At 41.9% G+C, this 21592-nt stretch carries 17 protein-coding genes and 1 pseudogene; 4 read left to right on the top strand and 14 right to left on the bottom strand.

The genetic code is table 11. The annotated features are described in order from the left end of the window. Window positions 1-3: 3 nt before the first annotated feature. The 13 genes and pseudogenes from WA1_RS56045 to WA1_RS41480 all read right to left on the bottom strand — a co-directional run. Window positions 4-165: pseudogene (locus WA1_RS56045) on the bottom strand (papain fold toxin domain-containing protein); the annotation flags it as partial. A 199-nt stretch (window positions 166-364) separates the two neighbouring features. After that, a complete protein-coding gene (locus WA1_RS41540; RefSeq protein WP_017742949.1) occupies window positions 365-1045 on the bottom strand; it encodes a hypothetical protein in 681 nt (226 codons plus the stop codon). A 21-nt stretch (window positions 1046-1066) separates the two neighbouring features. Continuing rightward, window positions 1067-2542 carry a papain fold toxin domain-containing protein gene (locus WA1_RS54025; protein ID WP_017742948.1) on the bottom strand — a complete coding sequence of 492 codons (1476 nt, stop codon included), beginning with the start codon at window positions 2540-2542 and terminating at the stop codon, window positions 1067-1069. 795 nt (window positions 2543-3337) lie between these two features. Beyond that, window positions 3338-4819 (bottom strand): leucyl aminopeptidase, encoded by a 1482-nt coding sequence (locus WA1_RS41525; RefSeq protein WP_017742946.1) that lies wholly within the window; start codon window positions 4817-4819, stop codon window positions 3338-3340. A gap of 99 nt (window positions 4820-4918) precedes the next feature. Then, a complete protein-coding gene (locus WA1_RS41520) occupies window positions 4919-6697 on the bottom strand; it encodes an ATP-binding response regulator (protein ID WP_017742945.1) in 1779 nt (592 codons plus the stop codon). Between the two features lie 2 nt (window positions 6698-6699). Then, the gene (locus tag WA1_RS41515) at window positions 6700-7176 is read right to left on the bottom strand and encodes a response regulator (RefSeq protein ID WP_017742944.1); all 477 of its coding nucleotides are present in this window, start codon (window positions 7174-7176) and stop codon (window positions 6700-6702) included. Between the two features lie 10 nt (window positions 7177-7186). Then, on the bottom strand, window positions 7187-9958 hold the full coding sequence (locus tag WA1_RS41510; protein WP_148662873.1) for a PAS domain-containing sensor histidine kinase: 2772 nt from the start codon (window positions 9956-9958) through the stop codon (window positions 7187-7189). 624 nt (window positions 9959-10582) lie between these two features. Next, complete coding sequence (locus tag WA1_RS41505) at window positions 10583-11767, bottom strand: EcsC family protein (RefSeq protein ID WP_017742942.1); 1185 nt, start codon at window positions 11765-11767, stop codon at window positions 10583-10585. A gap of 115 nt (window positions 11768-11882) precedes the next feature. Then, on the bottom strand, window positions 11883-12113 hold the full coding sequence (locus WA1_RS41500; protein WP_017742941.1) for an antitoxin: 231 nt from the start codon (window positions 12111-12113) through the stop codon (window positions 11883-11885). Window positions 12114-12152: 39 nt separating this feature from the next. Beyond that, the gene (locus WA1_RS54020; RefSeq protein ID WP_272819335.1) at window positions 12153-12527 is read right to left on the bottom strand and encodes a type II toxin-antitoxin system PemK/MazF family toxin; all 375 of its coding nucleotides are present in this window, start codon (window positions 12525-12527) and stop codon (window positions 12153-12155) included. Next, the gene (locus WA1_RS41490) at window positions 12514-12759 is read right to left on the bottom strand and encodes a hypothetical protein (RefSeq protein WP_017742939.1); all 246 of its coding nucleotides are present in this window, start codon (window positions 12757-12759) and stop codon (window positions 12514-12516) included. Before WA1_RS41490 ends, WA1_RS54020 begins: the two co-directional genes overlap by 14 nt. 44 nt (window positions 12760-12803) lie before the next feature. After that, entirely contained in the window at window positions 12804-13622 is an 819-nt protein-coding gene (locus tag WA1_RS41485) for an alpha/beta fold hydrolase (protein WP_017742938.1), read from the bottom strand. 62 nt (window positions 13623-13684) lie between these two features. Continuing rightward, window positions 13685-14404 carry a lysophospholipid acyltransferase family protein gene (locus WA1_RS41480; RefSeq protein WP_017742937.1) on the bottom strand — a complete coding sequence of 240 codons (720 nt, stop codon included), beginning with the start codon at window positions 14402-14404 and terminating at the stop codon, window positions 13685-13687. A gap of 460 nt (window positions 14405-14864) precedes the next feature. Between WA1_RS41480 and metG the strand changes: the two genes are divergently transcribed. From metG to lptC, 3 genes are all read left to right on the top strand, one after another. Then, on the top strand, window positions 14865-16466 hold the full coding sequence (metG, locus tag WA1_RS41475) for a methionine--tRNA ligase (protein ID WP_066613207.1): 1602 nt from the start codon (window positions 14865-14867) through the stop codon (window positions 16464-16466). A 136-nt stretch (window positions 16467-16602) separates the two neighbouring features. After that, entirely contained in the window at window positions 16603-17238 is a 636-nt protein-coding gene (locus WA1_RS41470) for a LabA-like NYN domain-containing protein (protein ID WP_017742935.1), read from the top strand. Beyond that, the gene (gene lptC / locus WA1_RS41465) at window positions 17238-18446 is read left to right on the top strand and encodes an LPS export ABC transporter periplasmic protein LptC (protein WP_017742934.1); all 1209 of its coding nucleotides are present in this window, start codon (window positions 17238-17240) and stop codon (window positions 18444-18446) included. The genes WA1_RS41470 and lptC overlap by 1 nt, the downstream gene beginning before the upstream one ends. Before the next feature lie 4 nt (window positions 18447-18450). Here the strand turns inward: lptC and WA1_RS41460 are convergent, their stop codons facing one another. After that, the gene (locus WA1_RS41460; RefSeq protein WP_017742933.1) at window positions 18451-19791 is read right to left on the bottom strand and encodes a D-alanyl-D-alanine carboxypeptidase; all 1341 of its coding nucleotides are present in this window, start codon (window positions 19789-19791) and stop codon (window positions 18451-18453) included. 757 nt (window positions 19792-20548) lie between these two features. On the opposite strand from WA1_RS41460, the gene plsX reads away from it, so the two are divergent. Next, the gene (gene plsX, locus WA1_RS41455; RefSeq protein WP_017742932.1) at window positions 20549-21574 is read left to right on the top strand and encodes a phosphate acyltransferase PlsX; all 1026 of its coding nucleotides are present in this window, start codon (window positions 20549-20551) and stop codon (window positions 21572-21574) included. Window positions 21575-21592: the final 18 nt, after the last annotated feature.

Raw genomic sequence — 21592 nt, 5'->3', positions numbered from 1 at the left:
ATATTAGAATCTAGATCTTTTTTCTTCAAAAACGGCTCCACGAAATTCCTTACTATCGAATGTTAAATTATTCTTCCACTGTTCTGAGGGAACTCCATTAGGATATCCATCTTGAAGAAAGTTGTCAAAAACTCTTTTTTCTCCATTTACCTTAATCTCAACTCCTTCATCATGACATTGGTTGCAATCGCTTCACTGTTAGAGATACTGTGATGAATTTATTCCTTTCTAAATATTTTTGTGTGTCAAGCTTAATTCGCTCTCTGTAAAAAAAGGTGGGTATTCCCACCTGAAAAATTAGCTTTCCTTATTCTTTTATTTGGTATAAGCTCCCTTTTGATGCTCACACTCAAATTTCTGAAACTTAGTTTGAACTCTTGTTGCTATTTAAGTATTCCTCAAAGAGTTCAAAAAATCTTTCTAGGGCTTCATGCTCATCCATAGAATAAAAGAGAATTATTTTAGCCCATGATTGATTAGATTTAATTTTATATCGTTCTTGTAACCAAGATTGAAACCCTTCAAACTCTCTTTCCTGTTCGGTGGGAGCTATACCAACTTCTCTTCGAGCCAGAGTGTATCCCCTTAAATACATATCGAGCCTAGTAATTGAGCTAGTACCTAAGTACATACCCGGTCTCTTCTTGATCCATCCTAGAAGCTCGTAGAAATCGTATGAAAGGGGTTTCACGTTATCTACCTTAGATTTGAAATTTTCTTCCTCAGCATTTTTTTTGTTTTTTAAACTCTCTGTCTGATTCAGAAATGTTTCAAAATCTGTAAAAAAACTATTGAAAGCAAGTCTCTCACTTCCACAAATAAAGAGAAGAATCCCTACCCATGATTGAGATACTGTAGTTTTTTCTCGTTCTTGTATCCACTCTTGAAACCCATTCATAACCGAGCTTTCTAGAGCAAAGCCCAAATCCCGTAGAGTACCTAAATACCCAATTAAGAATGAATGAAGACAAGTAATTGAAGGTTTGTCTAAATATCTAGTTGGGTTATCTTTAATACTTTGGAGAAGTTTTGAAAAATTATCCACGGTAACTACCTACAATTGCATTTAGAATAAGTACCCTGATTCTTTAAAGCTTTGGCCCAGATGTTCCTTGCCGAAAAATGTGAGATTATTCTTCCACTGTTCTGTTGGAACTCCATCAGGGTGGTGGTTGTCAAAAACCTTTTCTTCTCCATTTATCCTAATCGCAATTCCTTCGTGATGACCATTGTCTGCAATAACACCGCCATCAGATTTTGGTGGAAGGCTATCATCATATACGTTGAAATTTCGCGGCTCAGATTTCGGCGTATCAAGTACAACTCGCCTTCCACGAATGTTTTTCGTTTTTAAGTATTTCTCTATTTCATTAGCACAATCAACGCACTTTGTATTTGGGTATTTATTCGCGATATTATATACATCTTGAAGGACTTGAGGAGTAACTTCTGCTCCCGGATCTTGTGGATCTCCAGAACCGCCTGAATCTCCAGAGCCAGAACCACCGCTTGCAGAAGTTGGTGGTGATGGAACATTAGAATCGTGTGGATCTAAATCACTAGCATCAGGTACTCCATCATTGTCATCATCTGGATCGGTTGTGTCTGGGATGCTATCTCTATCAAAATCAGGATTCCCAGGCATAGTATAAATTCCTGGAAATATCCTTAAAGGGCGATCGTCTTCTGGAGTATTGGGATCGTCTGTCTCTTGCCCCGGAATTACAATTTTGGAAGCATCAAGCGTATCTCCAGGCTCTAATAAACCCCCTTGTGGCATAGAACTAACAAGATTTTGCCAGTCAGACGGTTCGAGTAAGCTAACTGCTTCATCACGCTTAGATTGAGGCCAATCTTTCCAAGGTTTAGCTGAAGTTTCAGCGCTTCTCAATGACCAATCATAGCTTTGGTTCCAAGCATACCTATATGTTCTAACTTTAGTATTATTAGTTGTGTAAACTATTAATTCATAGCTTGGATAACCATGTGGATTGATTCCCGGTTCCCAAGTAACATTACTAACTCCAACCGGATAAACACCTTGCGTATCAAATAATTCTCCTTCATAGTAAAGATTTATAAAACAATCACCCTCAAAGGTAGTTGGATTACCGGTAACAGTTCTTGCAGGGATACCACAAACTTCATCATTTGGATAAGTAGCACAATATTTTTCCTTAGCCTTATTCTGAGCCTGCTCATTGTTACCTTGGTTCCAATAATGCCAAATTGCGTATCCACCACCGACTGCACCCACAACAACACCTACTCTACCAATGGATGTGACAACTGCATTAGCAGTACCAGTAGACCCAGAAGTAGCAGCAATTGTAGCTTGACCAAGACCTGTACTTGTAGGAGCAGCAACATTTGCGCCTATTTCTAACCCTATAGCTTCGGCACACGTAGGTTGAACAGCACAAGAATCTATCGAACTAAGTGCATAAGCAGCATGAGGAAATGCCTCTTTTAAAAGGAAGATAGAAAGAAAAAGCCAAATTTTCAAAAATTTAGCTAAGCTTTTTCTGATTTTGGGACGCACAATTTAACTCCTGACAACAAGGTTATTAAAACGATTCCTTTTTAAATTGTCAGAAGAACCCAAAAAAATGGGATTCGTGGAGGTACTTAACTTTTTGTAAAGCTCTAAAAAATTATTTTGAATTAAGTTGAACTAGCCGTAAATTCAGATCGAACTACTTCTAAATTTTATACAAATTTATTGTTACTTTATAAAGTCACGTTTAAAGAAACTGAGAAAAATGTGAAGTTTTCAAGATGACATAAAGGTAGACATAGTCTTGCTTCATGTTTTTTTAAAAAAGTATATATCATTGGTATAATAAAGAAGAATAACTTATAATTCCAAGCAATTAGAAACTCTTAAACAGCAAAGAATTAGTAGAGCTAGAACAGCGCTGCAAAGATCTAGTGACTTGAGAAATTCCAGACAAACATTGTGGGTCGAGGAATTCGACAATTTGTTAAGGATGTTGATGGTGATTGGTTAGATGATTGGGGTGACACGATAGATACAAAAAACTCGTGCCTCAGTTACATCAATCTAGAAACCCTTATTCTTGAAACTTTTTTGTATCTCTCAGTATTAAATCTTTTGTTTATCACAGTACTAACTTCAAGTCAGGAGGTTCACGCTATAACAACTAGAGATATGGCAATGTACCTATAATCTTTTCATAAGTATTATGAATAGAATTGAGGCAGAGCCTCTAAGTATGCATTCCCAGCCAGAGGCTGGGAGCGAGAAAAACGAGAAAAGAGGCTGGGAACGAGAAATAGCGGGCGAGGACGCCCGCCCCACAAGAGAGTGTAACTATTACACTTCGCTCAGTACCCAATTAACGAGAGTACGAACACCAAAGCCAGTTGCTCCTGGTCCGTTGTAGCCGTTTTCTTTTTCAGCCCAAACTGGACCAGCAACATCTAAGTGTGCCCAAGCAGCTGTGTCTTTCACAAATTGCTTGAGGAACAAAGCAGCTGTAATGGAACCACCAGCACGCGGACCGGTGTTTTTCATATCAGCAAGCCCGGATTTCAGCCCTTCAAAGTACTTTTCTTCCATTGGCAATCGCCAAATCTTTTCCCCTGAAATTTCTGAGGCTTTTTCTAACTGGGTAGCTAAAGCATCATCAGGCGTAAATAAACCGGCAATATCCTCTCCCAAGGCAACAACACACGCACCTGTGAGAGTTGCAAGATCGATAATCGCATCCACACCCAATTTGTCAGCAAAGACTAAAGCATCTGCTAAAGTCAACCGTCCTTCGGCATCGGTATTGTTTACCTCAATCGTCTTGCCGTTGGAAGCCGTGAGGATGTCACCGGGATGCATGGCGTGACCGCTGATCATATTCTCAGTCACAGCCGAAATAAAATGAACTTCTACATCTGGCTTGAGTTGACCAATGGCTTTAGCAGCTCCTAAAGTAGCTGCAGCCCCACCCATGTCAATCTTCATGGTCTCAATGCCACTGCCAGCACCTTTGATGTTCAGCCCACCAGAGTCAAAGGTTAAACCTTTACCTATAATCGCCAGCTTGCGCCTTGGTGTGCCTTCGGGTTTGTAAGTTAGATGAATAAATTTAGGTGGCAAGTCAGAAGCTTTTGCGACTCCCAAAAAAGCACCCATATTCAATTTTTCACAGTCTTCCTGCTCTAAAATTTCTAGTTGCAAACCGTGGTCGGAGGCAATTTGTGTAGCAGTTTCTGCCATAGTAATTGGTGTAACCGAGTTAGCTGGCGCTGCAACTAACTGCCGTGCTAAAAAGACACCAGAAGCAATTTGATTGGCACGGGTAATGGCTGCTTCCTGTCCTCCAAGTCCCAGTAAATCTACTTGTTCAACTTGCGGACTTTTATCCTCTGGTTCAGATTTAAAGCGATTATCTTGGTATAGTGCTAGTTGAACTCCTTCAGCGAGTGCTTGAGCAGTTTGTGCTTGGTCATCGTTTAAAATCGGCAAATGAATTGCTAGGGTTTTGCACCTTTGCTTTTTAGCTGTCCTCGCCGCCACCGCCGCCGCCCTTCTGAGGGTTTCCAGTTTTAAAGCTTCGGGTTTCCCCAAGCCAACAACTATCACTTTGCGAACTGGGCTATGACTCCCAACTCGAATGGAGGTGCTGCTACCTTGTTTGCCTTTAAATTCTTCTTCGGCAATCAATTCCTTGATACTACCAGCCAACTTTTCATCTAAAGTGGCTAGTTCCCCTGTGAGTTCTACTGCATCTTCAAATAATCCAATCGCTAAACCGTCCCCAGTCCACTCTAAAAGTGGGGTGTTACTCCCTCGAATCTCCATTTTTTGTATTCTTTGTAAAAGTATGTGAGTTGGTGGTTAGTTGTTAGTTGTTAGTTGTTAGTTGTTAGTTGTTCACCACCAACCACCAACCACTAACCACTAACCCTTAACTAATTCTGCAACAACATTGGCAAGTTCATCTGGCATGACTGGTTTGGAGAGGTGTTTTTGGAAACCAGCTGCTAACGCTTCTTGCCGATCCCTGTCTCCAGCATAAGCTGTCAGCGCAATAGCTGGGATTTGTCTTCCCCTTTCGCTGGGTAGATTTCTGACTTGGCGAATTAGGTCATAACCATCTATTTCGGGCATACCAATGTCGCTAACTAGCACATCTGGTTGAAAAGATGCTAGCATTTCCAGTGCTGAATCAGCAGATGTTGCCGCAGATGCGATCGCTCCACAATCTTCTAAGGCATAAACTATAAAATCACGAGAATCCTTCTCATCATCAACTACCAAAACTCTCACTCCTGTCAGGAGTAGGGAGTAGGGAGTAGGGAGTAGGGGGTGGGGAAATTTGCCCCTATTCCCTACTCCCCATTCCCCACTCCCTGCCAAAATTGGCAGTTGTACTGTAAATGTTGCGCCCTGTCCTTCTCCTGGACTGCTTGCAGCAACACTTCCGCCATGAAGTTCTATCAAGTGACGCACAATTGCTAAACCCAATCCCAAACCACCATGTTTGCGGGTGATGGAACCATCTGCTTGCCGAAAGGAATCAAATACGTAAGGTAGAAACTCAGAATGAATACCTATACCTGTATCCTTCACTGTAATTCGGGCATATGTTGGGCATTGGGTAGGTTTTTCCTTATTCGTCCGTCTCCAGTCCTGAGGTTCTTCTCCTATTCTCTCCAGCAACACTTCTACCTGTCCCCCTTGAGTCGTAAACTTGATTGCATTTGAGAGGAGATTCCAAACGATTTGCTGCAAACGATTGGGGTCTCCCAAGACAAAGAATTTTGACTGTGGATGCCACTGTGTTGCTTGTGGGATGAAAGTGACTGTAAAAGTTTCTTCTGTTGAAGCAAGGGGTGGGGATTTGGGTTCTTGATTTATAGTTTGAGTATTAGTTGGTACAATACTTGAAGTTTCATCTTGATTCTCTACTTCAGAATCTAAAATGGAAAACTTAAGATCGATAGATTTAGCTTGAGCTGCCAAACGCATGGTATCAATTGCAGCTTCAATGGCAGGAATTAAGTTTGTGGGTTGAGCACGCAGGGTTAATTTCCCGCGAATAATGCGAGAGACATCCAACAAATCCTCAATCAGTTGAGTTTGTAGCTTGGCGTTGCGCTCAATCGTTTCCAGCGCACGGGCAAGGGTTACCTCGTCTATCTGGCGGGTTCGGAGAATTTTTGACCAACCGAGAATGGCATTGAGAGGCGATCGCAATTCATGGGAAAGTACCGCCAAAAACTCATCTTTAATACGGTTTGCCCTTTCCAATTCTTCTTTTTGCTGTTTTAATTCGGCTTCTGCTTGTTGACGGGCGCGACGTTCTTCGGCTTCTCGCATTGCCCGCTTGACTGAAGGCACGACACGTTCCAACCGTTGCTTCAGTACATAGTCAGTAGCACCGCTTTTGAGAGTTTCAATTGCTACCTCTTCTCCCATTGTTGCGGTTACAAATATGAAGGGTATATTTGGTACCAAACGGCGTACCATCTCCAAAGCCAAAATTCCATCAAACCCAGGTAAGGAGTAATCTGAAAGAATCAGGTCAAAACGATCTTCCTCAAGTGCCTTCTGGAATTCAGCTTGGGTCTTCACTTGAACCAATTCGCAAAAAACTCCACCTTCTTTTAAGATGGCGTAGATAAGTTCTGTATCCAGCAAGCTATCTTCCAGCAAGAGAAACCTGAGACCAGACATTGTTATGTTCCTGCAAATCCGTGAGTACTGCGTGCCGGAGGTATGGAACCTGGAGGCGGTTCATTAATGATTGCCCAAAATAATCCTAACCCTCTAATGACTTCAACAAATTCATGAAAATCAATGGGCTTAACAACATAAGCATTTGTGCCAAGTTCATAACAACGAGTCAAATCTTGTTCTTCGCGTGAAGAAGTTAGCACAACTACTGGTACTACTCGCAACGCTGGATCGGCTTTGAGTTGTGTCAAAACTTCTAATCCATCAATTTTTGGTAGCTTAAGATCCAATAATACCACAACAGGATGACCCTCGCGCCGCAATCGATACAAGCCACGGCGGTATAGGTAATCCAATGCTTCTTCACCGTCTCGGACAACAACAACTTCATTACCCAAATGGTTTTCTGCCAGTGAAGTCAGGATTAACTCAACGTCGTTAATGCTATCTTCCACTAGGAGAATGCGCTTTAGTTCCATCGTTCGCTCTCTACTCTCCACTCGCTACTCCAAACCCCCTTGGTAGCGCAAAATAAAAGGTCGTAACCTTTTCTATTTCACTTTCTGCCCAGACACGCCCACCATGTCGATGAACGATGCGCTGGACATTTGCCAATCCAACACCCGTACCCTCAAACTGAGGATCGCTGTGCAGGCGTTGAAAAACACCAAATAATTTGTGAACGTATCGCATATCAAAACCAATGCCGTTATCTCGCACGAAGAATACCACTTCTTGTTCCTCACTGATACAGCCTACAGTAATTTCTGCCAAGGAACGGGTTTTGCTATATTTAATGGCGTTCTCTAACAAGTTACGAAGAACCAGTCTTAACATGGAAGGGTCACCATGGACTTGGGGTAGTGATTCTATTTGCCAAGAAATCTTACGATTTTTCGTTTCTGGTAATAAATCGCGTTGTACCTCCCGTAACAGTAAATTCATGTCTACGTTGGTATGGCGCATTTCAGAACGCCCTACACGGGAAAAAGTTAATAAATCATCAATCAATTTACCTGCTTGTTTGGTGGCTTCGGTGATAATGTCAAGGTAATGTTGGCTAGTTTCATCTAGCGATGTTTCTGCTAACCGTTTTTGCAACAAGTCAACGAATCCGGTGATGTGCCGCAATGGTGCTCTTAGGTCATGAGAAACTGAGTAAGAGAACGATTCAAGTTCCCTATTGGCAGATTCTAGCTGAACAGTGCGTTTTTTGACTCTTTCTTCCAGAGTTTCGTTGATTTGTCGCATTTGGGCTTCGGTTTGTTTGCGGTCTTCTATATCTATACAAGACCCGATGTAACCTAAAAACTCACCTTCTGGCGTCAATCTGGGTACACCAATATCAAAGAGCCAACGGTATTTGCCATCAAACCTCCTGAGGCGGTATTCCATTTGAAACCTAAGGCGTGCATCAAATGCACTCATATAAGTCTCCAAGCAATGCTGAAGATCTTCAGGATGTAGACCTTCTAGCCAACCATTGCCTGTTTCCATCTCCATTGTTCGTCCGGTAAATTCAAGCCAAGGCTTATTGAAGTAGTTACACAGTTTATCTCTACCAGACATCCAAACCATCATTGGGGCAGTATCCGTAACATGGCGAAAGCGCTTCTCACTTTCCGTTAAGGCTGCTTGAGTTCTCTTAAGTTCGCTAATATCAAGAACAAAGGCGATCGCTTCTTCCTGCTGTTCTCCAACTATAGTGCAGCCCACTAACACCGGAACGCGAGTTCCATCCTTTCGGATGTAAGCTTTTTCATAGGGGCTAGAGCTTCCTTTCACTTTTGCTTCGGCTAGCGCTGCTTCATCTAATGGTAAAAATTCTGGTGGTGTTAAATCTTTCCCCTCCAGCCTTTCCACAAGGAAATCTTTGCGAGTATAGCCAACTATGCTCAAAAATGCATCGTTGACCTCCTTAAGCCGTCCATGTATATCGCTGCTGATAATGCCGATTAAGTCTGATTCTACAAAGAACCGCAGTCGAGATTCGCTTTGGCGCAGGGCAATTTCTGCTCGTTTGCGATCGTCAATATCTGTACAAGTGCCAAACCACTTAGTAATAGTCCCGTTGCTGTCGCATAGTGGTAAAGCTTGTACTATATGCCAACGGTAAACCCCATCAAAACGTCTCAGACGATACTGTGCTTCAACTCTGTTTCCTGTCCTGAGTCCGGTTGTCCAACTTTCAAGCACACCAGGTAAATCTTCAGGATGAACCACCTGCTGCCAATCCCACCCTAAAGTTTGATGGAGTTGCAACCCAGTGTAGTCCAGCCAGCGCTGATTGAAGTACTCTATAAAACCATTGGGTTGGCTAGTCCAAACCAATTGAGGAACGTTTTCGACAAGCAACCGATAACGTTCTTCGCTCTCTCGCAACGCCTTTTCTGCTTTTTGACGAGTGCTATCTAACTGATTGAGAAACTTGGCATTTTGCCAAATTAAACCTAAAAAGATTCCATCTAGCAAAACGACAAGCAGTGATACGCTAAAAGCTGCATCGTATTGCTTAGCTGTTTGTCCCAAAAGAGTTAACCACCCCAAGATAAGGGGCAGAATCAAAACAGCTGGTATCCACAAACGGGCGATCGCACCCCCATTTAGTTCACTGGTAATTGTCCGCATAAACCCGGTGTTCGGACGAATATACAACACTCCCACACAAAGCGCTACAAAAGTTAGTGCTGTATGTAACGCCATTGAGGTAGTATAAACGCCTAAGTGGTAAAAATTTCTCACTCCGTAGATATAGCCGATTATTGTTTGGAGAGATATTAAGGCAACAACTATGCTTGAACCTTGAGATAGATAGTCACTGCGATTTGTCCTTTGCCCCAGTAACCACAGTGCAACACCCGATAACACAAAATTGAGGGCAGTGTTTACCCCCATTCGGCCAGGATGAGAAGTGTCTAAGGCGTTGGGTAAATCTTTAAACAGTAATTCGTCGATTCTTAAATTCCATCCTAAGATATATTGACACAAAGTGAGTAGACCAATAGAAGAGACTGCGATCGCTGTTAAACGAGCCACAAAACTGGATTTTCTCTTTTGTTCTCCTAAGATAGAATGCCACAGCGATACTCCTGCTAATAAAAAAGCGATCGCTGTATTTGCTTTCATACTGAGAAGTTCTGGAAGAACACTCTTGAGCAGGTTAATATCAAGTGTCCAGCCAATCAGTACAATACACCCCACAAAAATCGTAATGGCGCTTGTAACTTTTGATATTATTCTTGTCGTGGTGAAGTTAATCACGAGCCTTCACCTCAATTTTAAAGTTCTGTTTGCCGATATAGTATAGATAAAACCTCATTTTGAACATTACATAAATCAAACCAAATCAATCAAAATGTTTCTAAAATCTACCTTATGGCTGTTGGCAATACTTATGTAACAAGCCTGAGATAGATTTTATTAAAAAATTATTAAATTAGCAAAAACTTAAAAAACCGGGTTTTGATGCAGTCAGATCCCCGACTTCTCTGAGAAGTCGGGGATCGTGTAGAATTAGACGAAACGCTCATCAGCCCTCACCCCAAACCTCTCTCCTACAAGGAGAGGGGCTATCCATTGACCAAACACTTTTAGTTTTTTTAGGTGAGGAGCATATCAATTTGGAAAAAACACGTTTGCGATTGAAATCGCGACTATACAGGCGCTCGTCCGCAAGACAAGGACTTCTTATTAAGTCCACCTGCGTGGACGAGCGTTTGTGTAGCCCCAGAATTCTATTCTGAGGGCAATTCAATACTACTCGGATAAACGAAAATTAGAACCCCAGTTTCTTAAAGAAACCGGGGTTCTGACGCCTCAACGATTGTAATCCCTTGCAGTATTGGAGGGCAATTGGCAAATTCGGGACCTCCCTTTTAGGTGGAACTACTGATCGACTAAAGATTTGATAGTATTAACATCAATGTTAAATTTACTAGCAATTGTATTAATGATATTTTGTTCGGCAGATGTTATCTCATTTTGATTGCGAACAATTCTGTAACACTGAGCCAACACCGGTATGGCAAAATCTCTATTAAGTTGATTGAGAAGGGTATCCAAAGATTGCGGTGATTTGATATTTTGAGCAATAGTTTCTAATGAGTTAGAACTCAAATTTAGAGATTGCAATTCTGGCAAAACTTCTTCCCAAGTTTTCTCTGGATAACTAGCAAGAATCATGTGAACTAAGATTTGATCCATCACGGCTTCTTGCGCGATCGCTTTTTCCAGATAATTCTCACTTTCTTGCTTTAATTCTGCAAGCGTTTCCTCAGAAGACAACGACTTTGATATATCTATCTTTGTTTCATAAAATCGGCAAGCCGCATACCCTAATGAATAAATCATTGTTGCATTAGAACTAGCACCAATGACTGCACCGGCAAAAGGAACATTTTTCAGTAAGCCCAAACCGGCTGCCTTTAACAAACGACCCCCACCCAAGGCTAAACCAAAAATTGCCAGCACTTCGCCCTTACGAGCAGGATCTTTTAAATCTAATCCATAGGCGGCTGCAATTTGATAAACCATTTCCGATTGCAACTCTGTAGTAGCTGCCAAATCAATTGCCAAAAGTGCTACTGCAACTCCTGGCAAAACACTAGTTGCCAATCCAATTCCCCCTGCCATTGCTGCTTTCTCAACCATGATGCGATGAGAAATTTGGCTGGGTGATTCGTTGGGGTGTTCTAGCTGTAATTGTTTAACTGCTGCTGCTGCTTTTTCCAAATTGACGTTGTCAGAAGCACCGAGTAGCCAATTTAGATTTAAAACTCCTGATAGTTTTCTTATCAGCCAGTTTTCACCAAGATAATTTGCGACTTCCCCAGCTGTGTGGGTTGCTTGCTCGATCAAATTGTGTGTTTGTTTTGCTGCTGCTTCTCCCACTTCAGTAGCTGTTTCTGCAACTGCTTTGCCAGCTTCTACAGCAATAATACTTGCTGCTGTGCCTACTCCTACAGCAGTACCTAGTGCACAACCTAGTGACTCAGCAACGGATTCTAGTAAAGATGGTTTATCTTCTTTATCGTTAGTAGGGGGATTGCTTTGTTGTTTTTTGTCTACCATTTTTCACTACTTTCCCGATTCTAGTGACTACTGATGGTTGTAGCAAAGGTAGGGTCATTTTGGCTTCTATCTAGAAGGGTAAAATGATCTTTCATATTCGTATTTAATAAAAATCTTATTCAAATGACTCTCTGATTTCCAGCATAGGTTGTTCGCGATTTTCCATGAAGTCATCAGAGAACAAGTTTAAACTATCAAATAAAGCTCCCCATGGATTTTCTTTGGGAATTAAGACTATAGTATTACCTACTTTTTTCACATAAACCTCAGTACCCTGAATTTGAAATTCTTGAGGTAAAATAACGGATTGATTGTCACCACTCATCAATAATTTAGCAGTTTGCATTTTTAGCCTTCTTTATTTTTATTTATATTATGAATTATGCTACCTTTGGACTTCAAGCAATTGCATTATTCCTGCAAGAATTGGTACATATTGCTCAGCAGTCAGTGTTCCTAAATACGCTACGATCCGACTGATATCTAATCCTCTGGTTTGATCTAGCAAGGCAATGGAAGATTGAGACAAGCCTCCAACACCAGCTTCCAATCGTGGGTATAAGCTGGGATTGTTAAGCGCCCAAGAGCCAATTTGGGTGCTTAAAGGAGTAATTATTAGCATTTGATAGCGCACTTCTCCCGAAGGTATACCAACCACTATAGCAGGTCGAGTTCCTTGCTGTTCATGCCTTTTAGGAGTATGGGTAGGCAAAGCGACTATAACCACATCCCCACATGAAAGTAAATCAGGCAATCGCACCTTTACCACCAATAACTGTTAGTCCCACTCCTGGAATATACTCTACTGGCTTTCCTGGTGGCTGTCCACTGGGTCCCCAATCGTAAGAGTCTTCTCCCAACTCTGTTTCCACTTTTCTGATTTCCTCATCTAAGAGTTGCCAAAGCCTATGTTTATCTTCGAGGGGAAGGTTATCAATGGCATCTAGCAATGACTCAAAAGGAATTTGTAATCTTACACTTGCTTGCGCCATATTGTTTTTCCAAAAAATTGGTTTAATTTCTATTATGAATTATGCTACCTCTGTACTTCAACCATTGGAACGCTAGGATCTAAAAAATTTTGTTTCCTCATAATTTCATAGAGATTAATATCTGTTTCCAGTAAACAGGCGTGTCCGCAATCCGGTAGCACTAACATTTTGGCATTGGGTAAAAGATTCGTTAAACGTTTGGCTTCTTCTAGGGAGAGCAAAAGTCGATCCTGAGAACCAGCGATGACTAAAACAGGCTGAGTGAGGCGGCTTAACTGCGCGTCATCAACATAAAATTCTCTTAGTAAAGAAATTCTCCAAAGGACAGTTTGCGGCGGTACATAGCGTATGGTTTTGACAAGTTCGTGTCTGTCAGTTCGGGAAATACGTGACAAATTAGCTAAGAACGGTAACAAGCCCAATCCAGCAATATCATAAAGGCATGATGGCACTAGGGATGTCAGTTGAGATGCCCAACTTAAGAAAGGGCGTAGATGAAAAGCACTTGCGGAGTTAATGAGAACAATTCGCTTAAATAGCTTGGGTGCTTTTATAGCAACTTTCTGTGCTAAACAACCTCCAAAGGACTCTCCACACAAGTACACTTCTCGACAGGCGCTTTTTTCCAATTCTGCATGGATTAAGTCCAAGACGTTGTTAGTCAAAACATCCCAACTTGTTAAGTCATCCCGTGGTATTGCCAAACACCGGACATCAAAGCCTACTTCTAATCCTGCAGTTTGCGATCGCAAAAGTTGACCGGTTCCATCCATACCTGGTAAATAAACAAACAACGGCAATTCTGGCTGTAGCCGTTTGGGAGTTAGGAAGCAAGGTTTGAGTTCTACTTTGGTGCTAGTCATTGGTCATTGGTCATTGGTCATTGGTCATTGGTCATTGGTCACTGGTCACTGGTCACTGGATTCTAATAAGAACCTACACGCAACAATTGAGAAATTTCAGAATGACAGTGTTCTGCTAATTCTGTGACTATAGTTTTTGCTTTTTTTCCTTGATATTTTTCTTTTTGATGCGACTTAATCCAATAAGGTTGACCAATCAGTACGGCGACTCGACGATAGGTAACTAAAGGATGCCAGCCGGATTGATTAAATAAAGGTTCTGAGGGATCGAACAAACTTAATAATCTCAGGGGTACAGCAGATGTGTTAACTTCTTCAAGGGAGGCTATGGCAATTGGCAAAACTGCTAAGTCTGGTACTTGCGATCGCAATGCCAAATGGGCAAAACCTCTCTGAAATTCCCCTATACTATTGGGTTGGGTAAATTTCACCATCGGTTCTGTACCTTCAGGAAACACTCCTACCAATTGCTTTGACTGTAGCAGAATTTGTGCCTGGTGAAAAAAGCTTTGCTGGCGCTGTTGATTGGCTTCTAGAGGAAAGCACCCTAATTGCCCCGTCACAATCTCCCGCATGATTGGGACTTGTCCCATGTAGTGATGACAGGCAAAGCGGATCGGATTTGATAGGGCTGCCATCAAAATTGGTGCATCCATAAAGCTGCGGTGATTGCTCACTACTAACACACTGGCGTCTTGAGGAATGCGATCCTCATAGTAGCGAAATATTTTAGTTGATAGCGCCGCCAGTAACCATCGAGAAATCTCAAGAGGACTCTTCATTTTTTGACTTATTGCAGCTTATCTTGACTAAAATTTTACATTTCTTAACCAAGCAGTATGACTGCCTTAAGGTAGAAATATCATATCAAGATGCATCAAGAAAAATCCTGATGAAGAAAGGAGTTTGTATATCTGGTACTCTAAAATTTCATAAAAGTTTTCTCCAAATTCTTTAGTTAAATTCTCTTTTTTTTGGATAAATTCACTGAGTTTATCCTTGATTTGAAAAATGGGGAGTGAGGAGTCAGGAGTAGGGAATGGGGAAAAGAATTTTTTTCACGCGTTTCGGTAGACTCCGTTCATGATGCCTACTTATGAATCACTTTTGAACCAAGGAGATTTGCTAATCTTAAAATATGGATTGAAAATATAGTAGTTATGTAATATAATTACGTGGTTTTGCCTAAAGAAGTAAAATAGAAAACAAAACATATTTTTTAACAACTCGTTTTTACTCTGCATGAATCAAGTAAATAAAACAGAAAAGACGTTTGCACTCACAACACCACTGTACTATGTAAACGATTTGCCTCACATTGGCAGTGCTTACACAACGATAGCAGCAGACGCGGTGGTGAGATTTCAGAGACTGTTGGGACGTCGTGCTTTGCTGATTACGGGTACAGACGAACACGGACAAAAAATTCAGCGCACAGCAGAAAGTAAAGGACGATCGCCCCAAAGCTTTTCTGATGAAATGTCCCTTGGTTTTGTCTCTTTGTGGAAGTTGCTCGACATTCAGTACGATCGCTTTATTCGGACAACCTCACCTCGCCACGAACTCATCGTCAAAGAGTTCTTCGAGCGAGTATGGAAATCGGGTGACATTTACCAGGGACAACAAAAAGGTTGGTACTGCGTATCTTGTGAGGAATTTAAAGAAGAAAGAGAATTGTTAGAGGGTCACCGCTGTCCCATTCATACTAATAAAGAGGTGGAGTGGCGGGGTGAGCAAAACTATTTCTTCCGGTTATCTAAATATCAAACTCAACTACAAGCACTTTACGCGTCCCGACCAGATTTTATCCAACCGACAAGCCGGAGAAATGAGGTTCTGAATTTTGTCGAGGGGGGTTTGCAGGATTTCTCTATTTCACGTATCAACGTTGACTGGGGTTTTCCAGTACCATCTGACCCCAATCACACCCTTTATGTCTGGTTTGATGCTTTACTAGGTTACGTAACTGCACTGCTAGAACCCGAAGACGAACCAACTTTAGAGAATGCTACAGCCAAATGGTGGCCAGTCAACTTACATCTGATTGGTAAAGATATTCTCCGCTTTCATGCAGTGTATTGGCCTGCAATGCTCATGTCAGGGGGTTTACCTTTACCAGACAGAGTCTTTGGACATGGTTTTTTGACTAAGAATGGTCAAAAAATGGGTAAATCTTTGGGTAACACTCTCGATCCAGTGGCATTGGTTGGGCGTTATGGTAGTGATGCAGTTCGTTATTACTTTCTTAAGGAAATCGAATTCGGCAAGGATGGCGACTTTAATGAAAGTAGATTCATTAATATTCTAAATGCAGATTTGGCAAATGATTTAGGTAATTTGTTAAACCGCACTTTGAATATGGTGAAGAAATACTGTGCCGGAAATCTTCCATCGATAGCGAATGATGATATATCGTCGGATCATCCTTTGAAATCCATCGGTTTGCATCTCGGAGAACAGGTTCGCAATGCTTATGAAGCACTCGCGTTCAATCAAGCTTGCGAGGCTGTACTTCTGCTAGTACAAGTTAGCAACAAGTTTATTGATGAACAAGCACCTTGGTCGTTATATAAACAAGGAAAGCAACAAGCAGTAGAACAAGTGCTTTATGCAGTTCTTGAATCAGTGAGACTAGCTGCCTATCTTCTATCTCCCATTATTCCAAGTATTAGTAGCGATATATACCAGCAACTGGGCTTTGGAATAAATTTTAACGAACAAATAAAAACTTCAATAGCTGCTCCTTTTTCAATTCATGGAACATGGGGTGTACTCTCAGCCCAACAAAAGCTGGGTGAACCAAAACCAATTTTTAAGCGCATAGAACTACCTAAAAACGATTAGTTGTTTCAAGTTTCTTTTTCTAATTTATCGGGACTAAATTTATTAGTCCTGAAAAATTATCATAAACCACCCTATCTTGTAGATCTGGAAAAATCAGTATCAATTATTACATCAATAAAAAAGAGGTATGACAACAATGTTGAATAATCTAGAAAACGACTCAATATTTACACCGGAACAAGTTTTGGAAAATCGAGGTCGTGTAGCTATATTTATAGATGGCTCAAATTTATTTTATGCTGCACTACAACTGGGAATTGAAATTGATTACACAAAACTTCTATGCAGGCTAACAGGAGGTTCTAGACTCCTGCGGGCTTTTTTCTACACCGGAGTAGACCGAACTAACGAAAAGCAACAAGGTTTTTTACTATGGATGCGACGTAACGGTTACAGAGTGATTGCTAAAGATTTGGTACAGCTACCGGATGGCTCGAAAAAAGCTAACTTGGATGTAGAAATAGCTGTAGATATGATGGCTTTAGTAGATTCATATGATACAGCAGTGCTAGTCAGTGGAGATGGAGATCTGGCATATGCAGTTAATTCTGTGAGTTACCGTGGTGTCCGAGTAGAAGTCGTGAGCTTGCGATCGATGACGAGTGATAGCTTAATTAACGTTAGCGATCGCTATATTGATTTAGAAGCAGTCAAAGAAGATATTCAAAAAACACCCCGCCAAAGCTATCCTTATCGACCATTATCAGCAGGTATGGGTTTTTTGGAAGAACCTAGAGAGAGTGACACTCACTTGGAAATTCAAGAGCAGTAATGAATCAAAAAGAAAATAGACAAGGTGAGACAAGGGGGAATTTTCTCCCTCACTCTCTCACTCCCTCCATCTTTTTCTCCCTCCTCTGGCTCATAACAATTAGCCTAGTTGCCTGTGGAGGGGGACAATCTAACGTGGTTGATAAACCCCCGATCCAGAATCCTCCATCAAATGCTAAGGAAAGTAACTTGACTTTTATTGGCGTTTCCTTATTGCAGGCGGATGAACTGGGACGACCTATTTGGAAAGTGATTGCTAAACAAGCAAAATATACAAAAGATAAACAAATTGGTGAAGCAGAAAGCCCTTACGCCGAACTGTATCAAGATGGTAAAGTAGTATACCAAGTACAAGCACAGCAAGCAGATATTGAACAAGATGGCAAGCAACTCTTTCTAAAGGGAAAAATTGTTGCTACAGATCCTCTCAACGGTGTGGTATTGCAAGGTAACGAATTAGAATGGCGACCTAAAGAAGATTTGCTGATTGTTCGTAACAACATCCATGGAACGCACAAGCAACTGCAAGCAGTGGCGCAGGAAGCAAGAGTGAAAACTCGCGAACAGCACGTGGACTTTTCTGGAGGAGTCGTAGCACAATCAGTCGATCCGGTTATGCAAATGCGAACCGAGCATTTGATTTGGAAAATCAAAGAGGAAAAACTGATAGGCGATCGTCCCATGCAAATCAACCGCTACAAGAACAACCAAGTAACCGACCGAGGAAGAGGAGATTCTGCTGAAGTTAACTTAAAAACTAAGATTGCCACTATTAAGAAAAATGCTCAAGTAGAACTACTAGATCCACCCGTACAGGTAGCTAGTAATGAGATGACCTGGAACTTGAACGCGGAAATTGTGACCGCAAACGCTCCCGTACAGGTATTCCATAGAGAAGAAAATGTGAGAGTAACAGCTAACAGAGGAGAGATGAAGATACAAGAGAAAACAGTTTACCTAGCAGGAGATGTTTACGCTGTTGGGGAACGCCGTCAATCTCTGAAATCTAACAATCTCACTTGGTATCTTGATAAGAAATTAGTTGAAGGACAGGGTGATGTAGTTTACCGACAAATCGATCCCCCCTTAGCTTTCAAGGGTCAACAAGCTACTGGCAATATTCAAGCAGAAACGATTGAAGTTAGAGGTGGCAACTCAAATGATAGAGTTGTAACAGAGATTATGCCAAAAGAGTTGAAGAGTAATTAATTGACTAACCTCCATACACCATCTCATTCCGATTGGCTGCACCAAATTGGGGTAATGTGCTGGTAGCTGTATGGGGTGTTAGGCTAGCGGGTATGGCTGGAGCGACCTGTAATTGCTTGACAAGAGTTTGCAAGAATTGATCTTGTCCGGTGCGAAAAGCTGGTACGGTGTAACCGCGATTGATAATGGCAAACCAGACCAAACCGCGATCGCGTGTCGGTACAACTCCGGCTAAAGCACTGACATCCCGCAGAGTACCAGTTTTCATGACAGTCGCCGCCGGAAGGTGTCTGGAATGAAGTGTTCCACGATTGTCAAACCCTGCAGTTGGGAAGAAATCAGCTACAGTGAGCTGGTGGGCAAAAGCTTCCTTTTGAATTGCCATTAACATAGCACAAGCGGCTCTAGGAGAAATGCGGTTTTCTTGTCCAAGTCCAGAACCGTTAATTAATTGAATTTCCGACTGAGGAACTCTTGCGAGTCTCGCGGCTTTCGATTGTACAACGTATGCTCCCCCAACGGCATCAGCCAACATTTCTGCCATTTCATTATTGCTGAAAACGTTCATTTCTTTGATGATTTGCCTCAATGGCAGCGAACGGTGACGCAATAATAAGGTTTGTTGGGGATTTTGAAAAAATGCAACATCTTGTGCTAATAATTTCACCTGTCCGGCAATAGTCACTTGAGGTTTGAGAGTCCCTTTAGCCATCAGTGAATGCTGGAAAGAGATAGCACGAGACCAAGTGGCAGAATTGATAGCTTGTCTGAGCATTTGTCCTGCAATCAGTGGGTTGCGCTGAAAATTCATCGCAAAATTGCCATTAATTATCAAATTGCCCGTAATACGCTTAATCCCCATTTGGTTGAGACTGTTGCCAAGAGCGATCGCTTCTTCCCAAACAAACAACGGATCGCCACCGCCTGTTACGATCAAATCACCCTGTAAGACACCATTTTGTAACGATCCTGTGGTACTTACTAAAGTATGAAATTGATGGTTTGGTCCGAGTGTTGTGAGTGCAGCTAATGAAGTGGCTATTTTGGTTAAGGAAGCAGCAGGTAGAGGCGTTGTACCTTGATGGTTAGCCATGAGGATAGGTCCTGACTGAAGCCAAATCCCCTGATTTTGTGTTTGCTCTGGTGTGGTGACGAGTTTTAATGTTTGCAGTCCCTTAAGATACTGCTGCACAATGGCACTGCCAGATGGATTTGGATCGGGGGCAAGAACTAAGCCAGGGCTACTTTGCCAAGCTAGTATATCCAATACATCTGTAGGTTTAACCTGTACACCTGCCATCTCTAGCCAAATGGAAATTAACCCTGAACTAAATAATTCCAGCATCCGGTTTCCTTTGTTTTATATGCTACTCAATGTTTCGTAAGTTTACTGTTGACTCATTTTTGCTATGTACTGAGCCATGATAACCGCTAATGTTCCATTGCAAAAGTGGGTTGGATCGCAAAGTTTTTGTAGGAAGCAGAACCCTATTATTTGTATTTTCCGATCTTAGAGTTACCCTATTTTACTTTTTAATGAAAAAGGATGAAGGATGAAAAATTTATACTTCACACTTCATCCCACCCTACTCTACTCTTTAAAAAGCCGCCCACGTGGATCTACACACTTGAGCTATTGACTCGGTTTTATCTATCTGATATTTTCACACAGCCAACTTCTCAATCAGGCAATTTTTGGATTTTGGATTTTGGGGAATGGGCAATGGGCATCAGGAATTGAATATCTTTTACAATGCTCCATGCCCAATTCCCAATTCCCAATTCCCAATGAGTGCAGCGATCGCCGTAATTTCACGGTCGTAGTAACGGGTGTAATTCATGTTATGTTGGGCTTGGCAGAACCTCGAAGAAAGTATGAAGGATAAAGTATGAAGAATGAAAGGGATTCGGTACTGGGGTACTAGGTACTTGCAAATGACTACCAAAAGTTGTTTGGGGATTGAAAAGCCTCCTACAATTTTTCTGCATTTAGCCTAAGACCTAAGACCCAAGACCCAAGACCCAAGTTCTTTACCCTTTATCCTTCATCCTTCAGGAGAGGCATCTGGTAAAATTTGTAAGGTTTCTAGAAGCTCTGAGCAATGGGATCGACTTGCGTGCGGATCGCAATTGACGCAATGGGAGGGGATCATGCACCTAATGAAATCGTCGCAGGCGCTCTGCGAGCACGAGAAGAATTAGGTGTAGAAGTACTGTTGGTGGGCGATCCCCAACAAATTGAAAGCAAACTGCCGCCAAAGACCAATCTGGCGCATGTTGAAATCGTGACTGCTGAAGAAGCGATCGCAATGGATGAGGAGCCTTTAAGCGCTATTAGGCGCAAACCGAAGGCTTCCATCAATGTGGCCATGGATTTGGTGAAAAAACAGCAAGCAGATGCTGTCGTTTCTGCCGGACACTCTGGAGCAGCGATGGCAGCAGCTTTGCTGCGCTTGGGACGACTACCAGGAATTGACCGTCCGGCAATTGGTGCGGTTTTTCCCACAATGGTAGCAGGCAAGCCAGTGCTAGTCCTTGATGTGGGCGCAAACGTGGATTGCCGTCCAAAATTTTTAGAACAGTTTGCGGTTATGGGGTCTATATACAGTCAATATGTTTTGGGGACTCCAGAACCTAAAGTAGGTTTATTAAATATCGGTGAAGAAGACTGCAAAGGCAATGACGCTGCTGTACGCGCCCATCAATTACTAAAGGAAAAGACGCAAATTACTTTTATTGGTAATGCCGAAGGGCGTGATGTCCTCTCAGGTCATTTTGACGTAATTGTCTGTGACGGATTTGTGGGTAACGTGTTGTTAAAGTTTGCCGAAGCTGTTGGGGAGATTATGCTGCAGATTATGCGGGAAGAATTACCCCAAGGAGTGCGCGGTCAAATTGGTACAGCTATTTTAAAACCAAATCTCAGAAGGATTAAGCAGCGAGTGGATCATGCCGAACATGGGGGTGCTTTACTTTTGGGGGTAGGAGGAATTTGTATTATCAGCCACGGTAGTTCCCAGGCACCTTCGATTTTTAATGCAATTCGTATGGCAAAAGAAGCTGTCAACAACCAAGTGCTACAAAGAATTCAGTCCCAATATCAAAGCGTTCAGCAAGAAAGTGGCTAAATGTCATTTGTCAATTGT

It is taken from the genome of Scytonema hofmannii PCC 7110 (assembly GCF_000346485.2).
GTDB lineage: Bacteria > Cyanobacteriota > Cyanobacteriia > Cyanobacteriales > Nostocaceae > Scytonema > Scytonema hofmannii.
This window is presented reverse-complemented; position numbering and strand designations above follow the sequence as displayed.

What these genes read in the sequence shown, in the direction of transcription:
- WA1_RS41520 (WP_017742945.1), bottom strand. Translation starts at nt 6,697, where the DNA reads ATGTCTGGTCTCAGGTTTCTCTTGCTGGAAGATAGCTTGCTGGATACA.
- WA1_RS41505 (WP_017742942.1), bottom strand. Translation starts at nt 11,767, where the DNA reads ATGGTAGACAAAAAACAACAAAGCAATCCCCCTACTAACGATAAAGAA.
- WA1_RS41460 (WP_017742933.1), bottom strand. Translation starts at nt 19,791, where the DNA reads ATGCTGGAATTATTTAGTTCAGGGTTAATTTCCATTTGGCTAGAGATG.
- WA1_RS41500 (WP_017742941.1), bottom strand. Translation starts at nt 12,113, where the DNA reads ATGCAAACTGCTAAATTATTGATGAGTGGTGACAATCAATCCGTTATT.
- WA1_RS41515 (WP_017742944.1), bottom strand. Translation starts at nt 7,176, where the DNA reads ATGGAACTAAAGCGCATTCTCCTAGTGGAAGATAGCATTAACGACGTT.
- WA1_RS41485 (WP_017742938.1), bottom strand. Translation starts at nt 13,622, where the DNA reads ATGACTAGCACCAAAGTAGAACTCAAACCTTGCTTCCTAACTCCCAAA.
- lptC (WP_017742934.1), top strand. Translation starts at nt 17,238, where the DNA reads ATGAATCAAAAAGAAAATAGACAAGGTGAGACAAGGGGGAATTTTCTC.
- WA1_RS41525 (WP_017742946.1), bottom strand. Translation starts at nt 4,819, where the DNA reads ATGGAGATTCGAGGGAGTAACACCCCACTTTTAGAGTGGACTGGGGAC.
- WA1_RS41480 (WP_017742937.1), bottom strand. Translation starts at nt 14,404, where the DNA reads ATGAAGAGTCCTCTTGAGATTTCTCGATGGTTACTGGCGGCGCTATCA.
- WA1_RS41490 (WP_017742939.1), bottom strand. Translation starts at nt 12,759, where the DNA reads ATGGCGCAAGCAAGTGTAAGATTACAAATTCCTTTTGAGTCATTGCTA.
- metG (WP_066613207.1), top strand. Translation starts at nt 14,865, where the DNA reads ATGAATCAAGTAAATAAAACAGAAAAGACGTTTGCACTCACAACACCA.
- plsX (WP_017742932.1), top strand. Translation starts at nt 20,549, where the DNA reads ATGGGATCGACTTGCGTGCGGATCGCAATTGACGCAATGGGAGGGGAT.
- WA1_RS41470 (WP_017742935.1), top strand. Translation starts at nt 16,603, where the DNA reads ATGTTGAATAATCTAGAAAACGACTCAATATTTACACCGGAACAAGTT.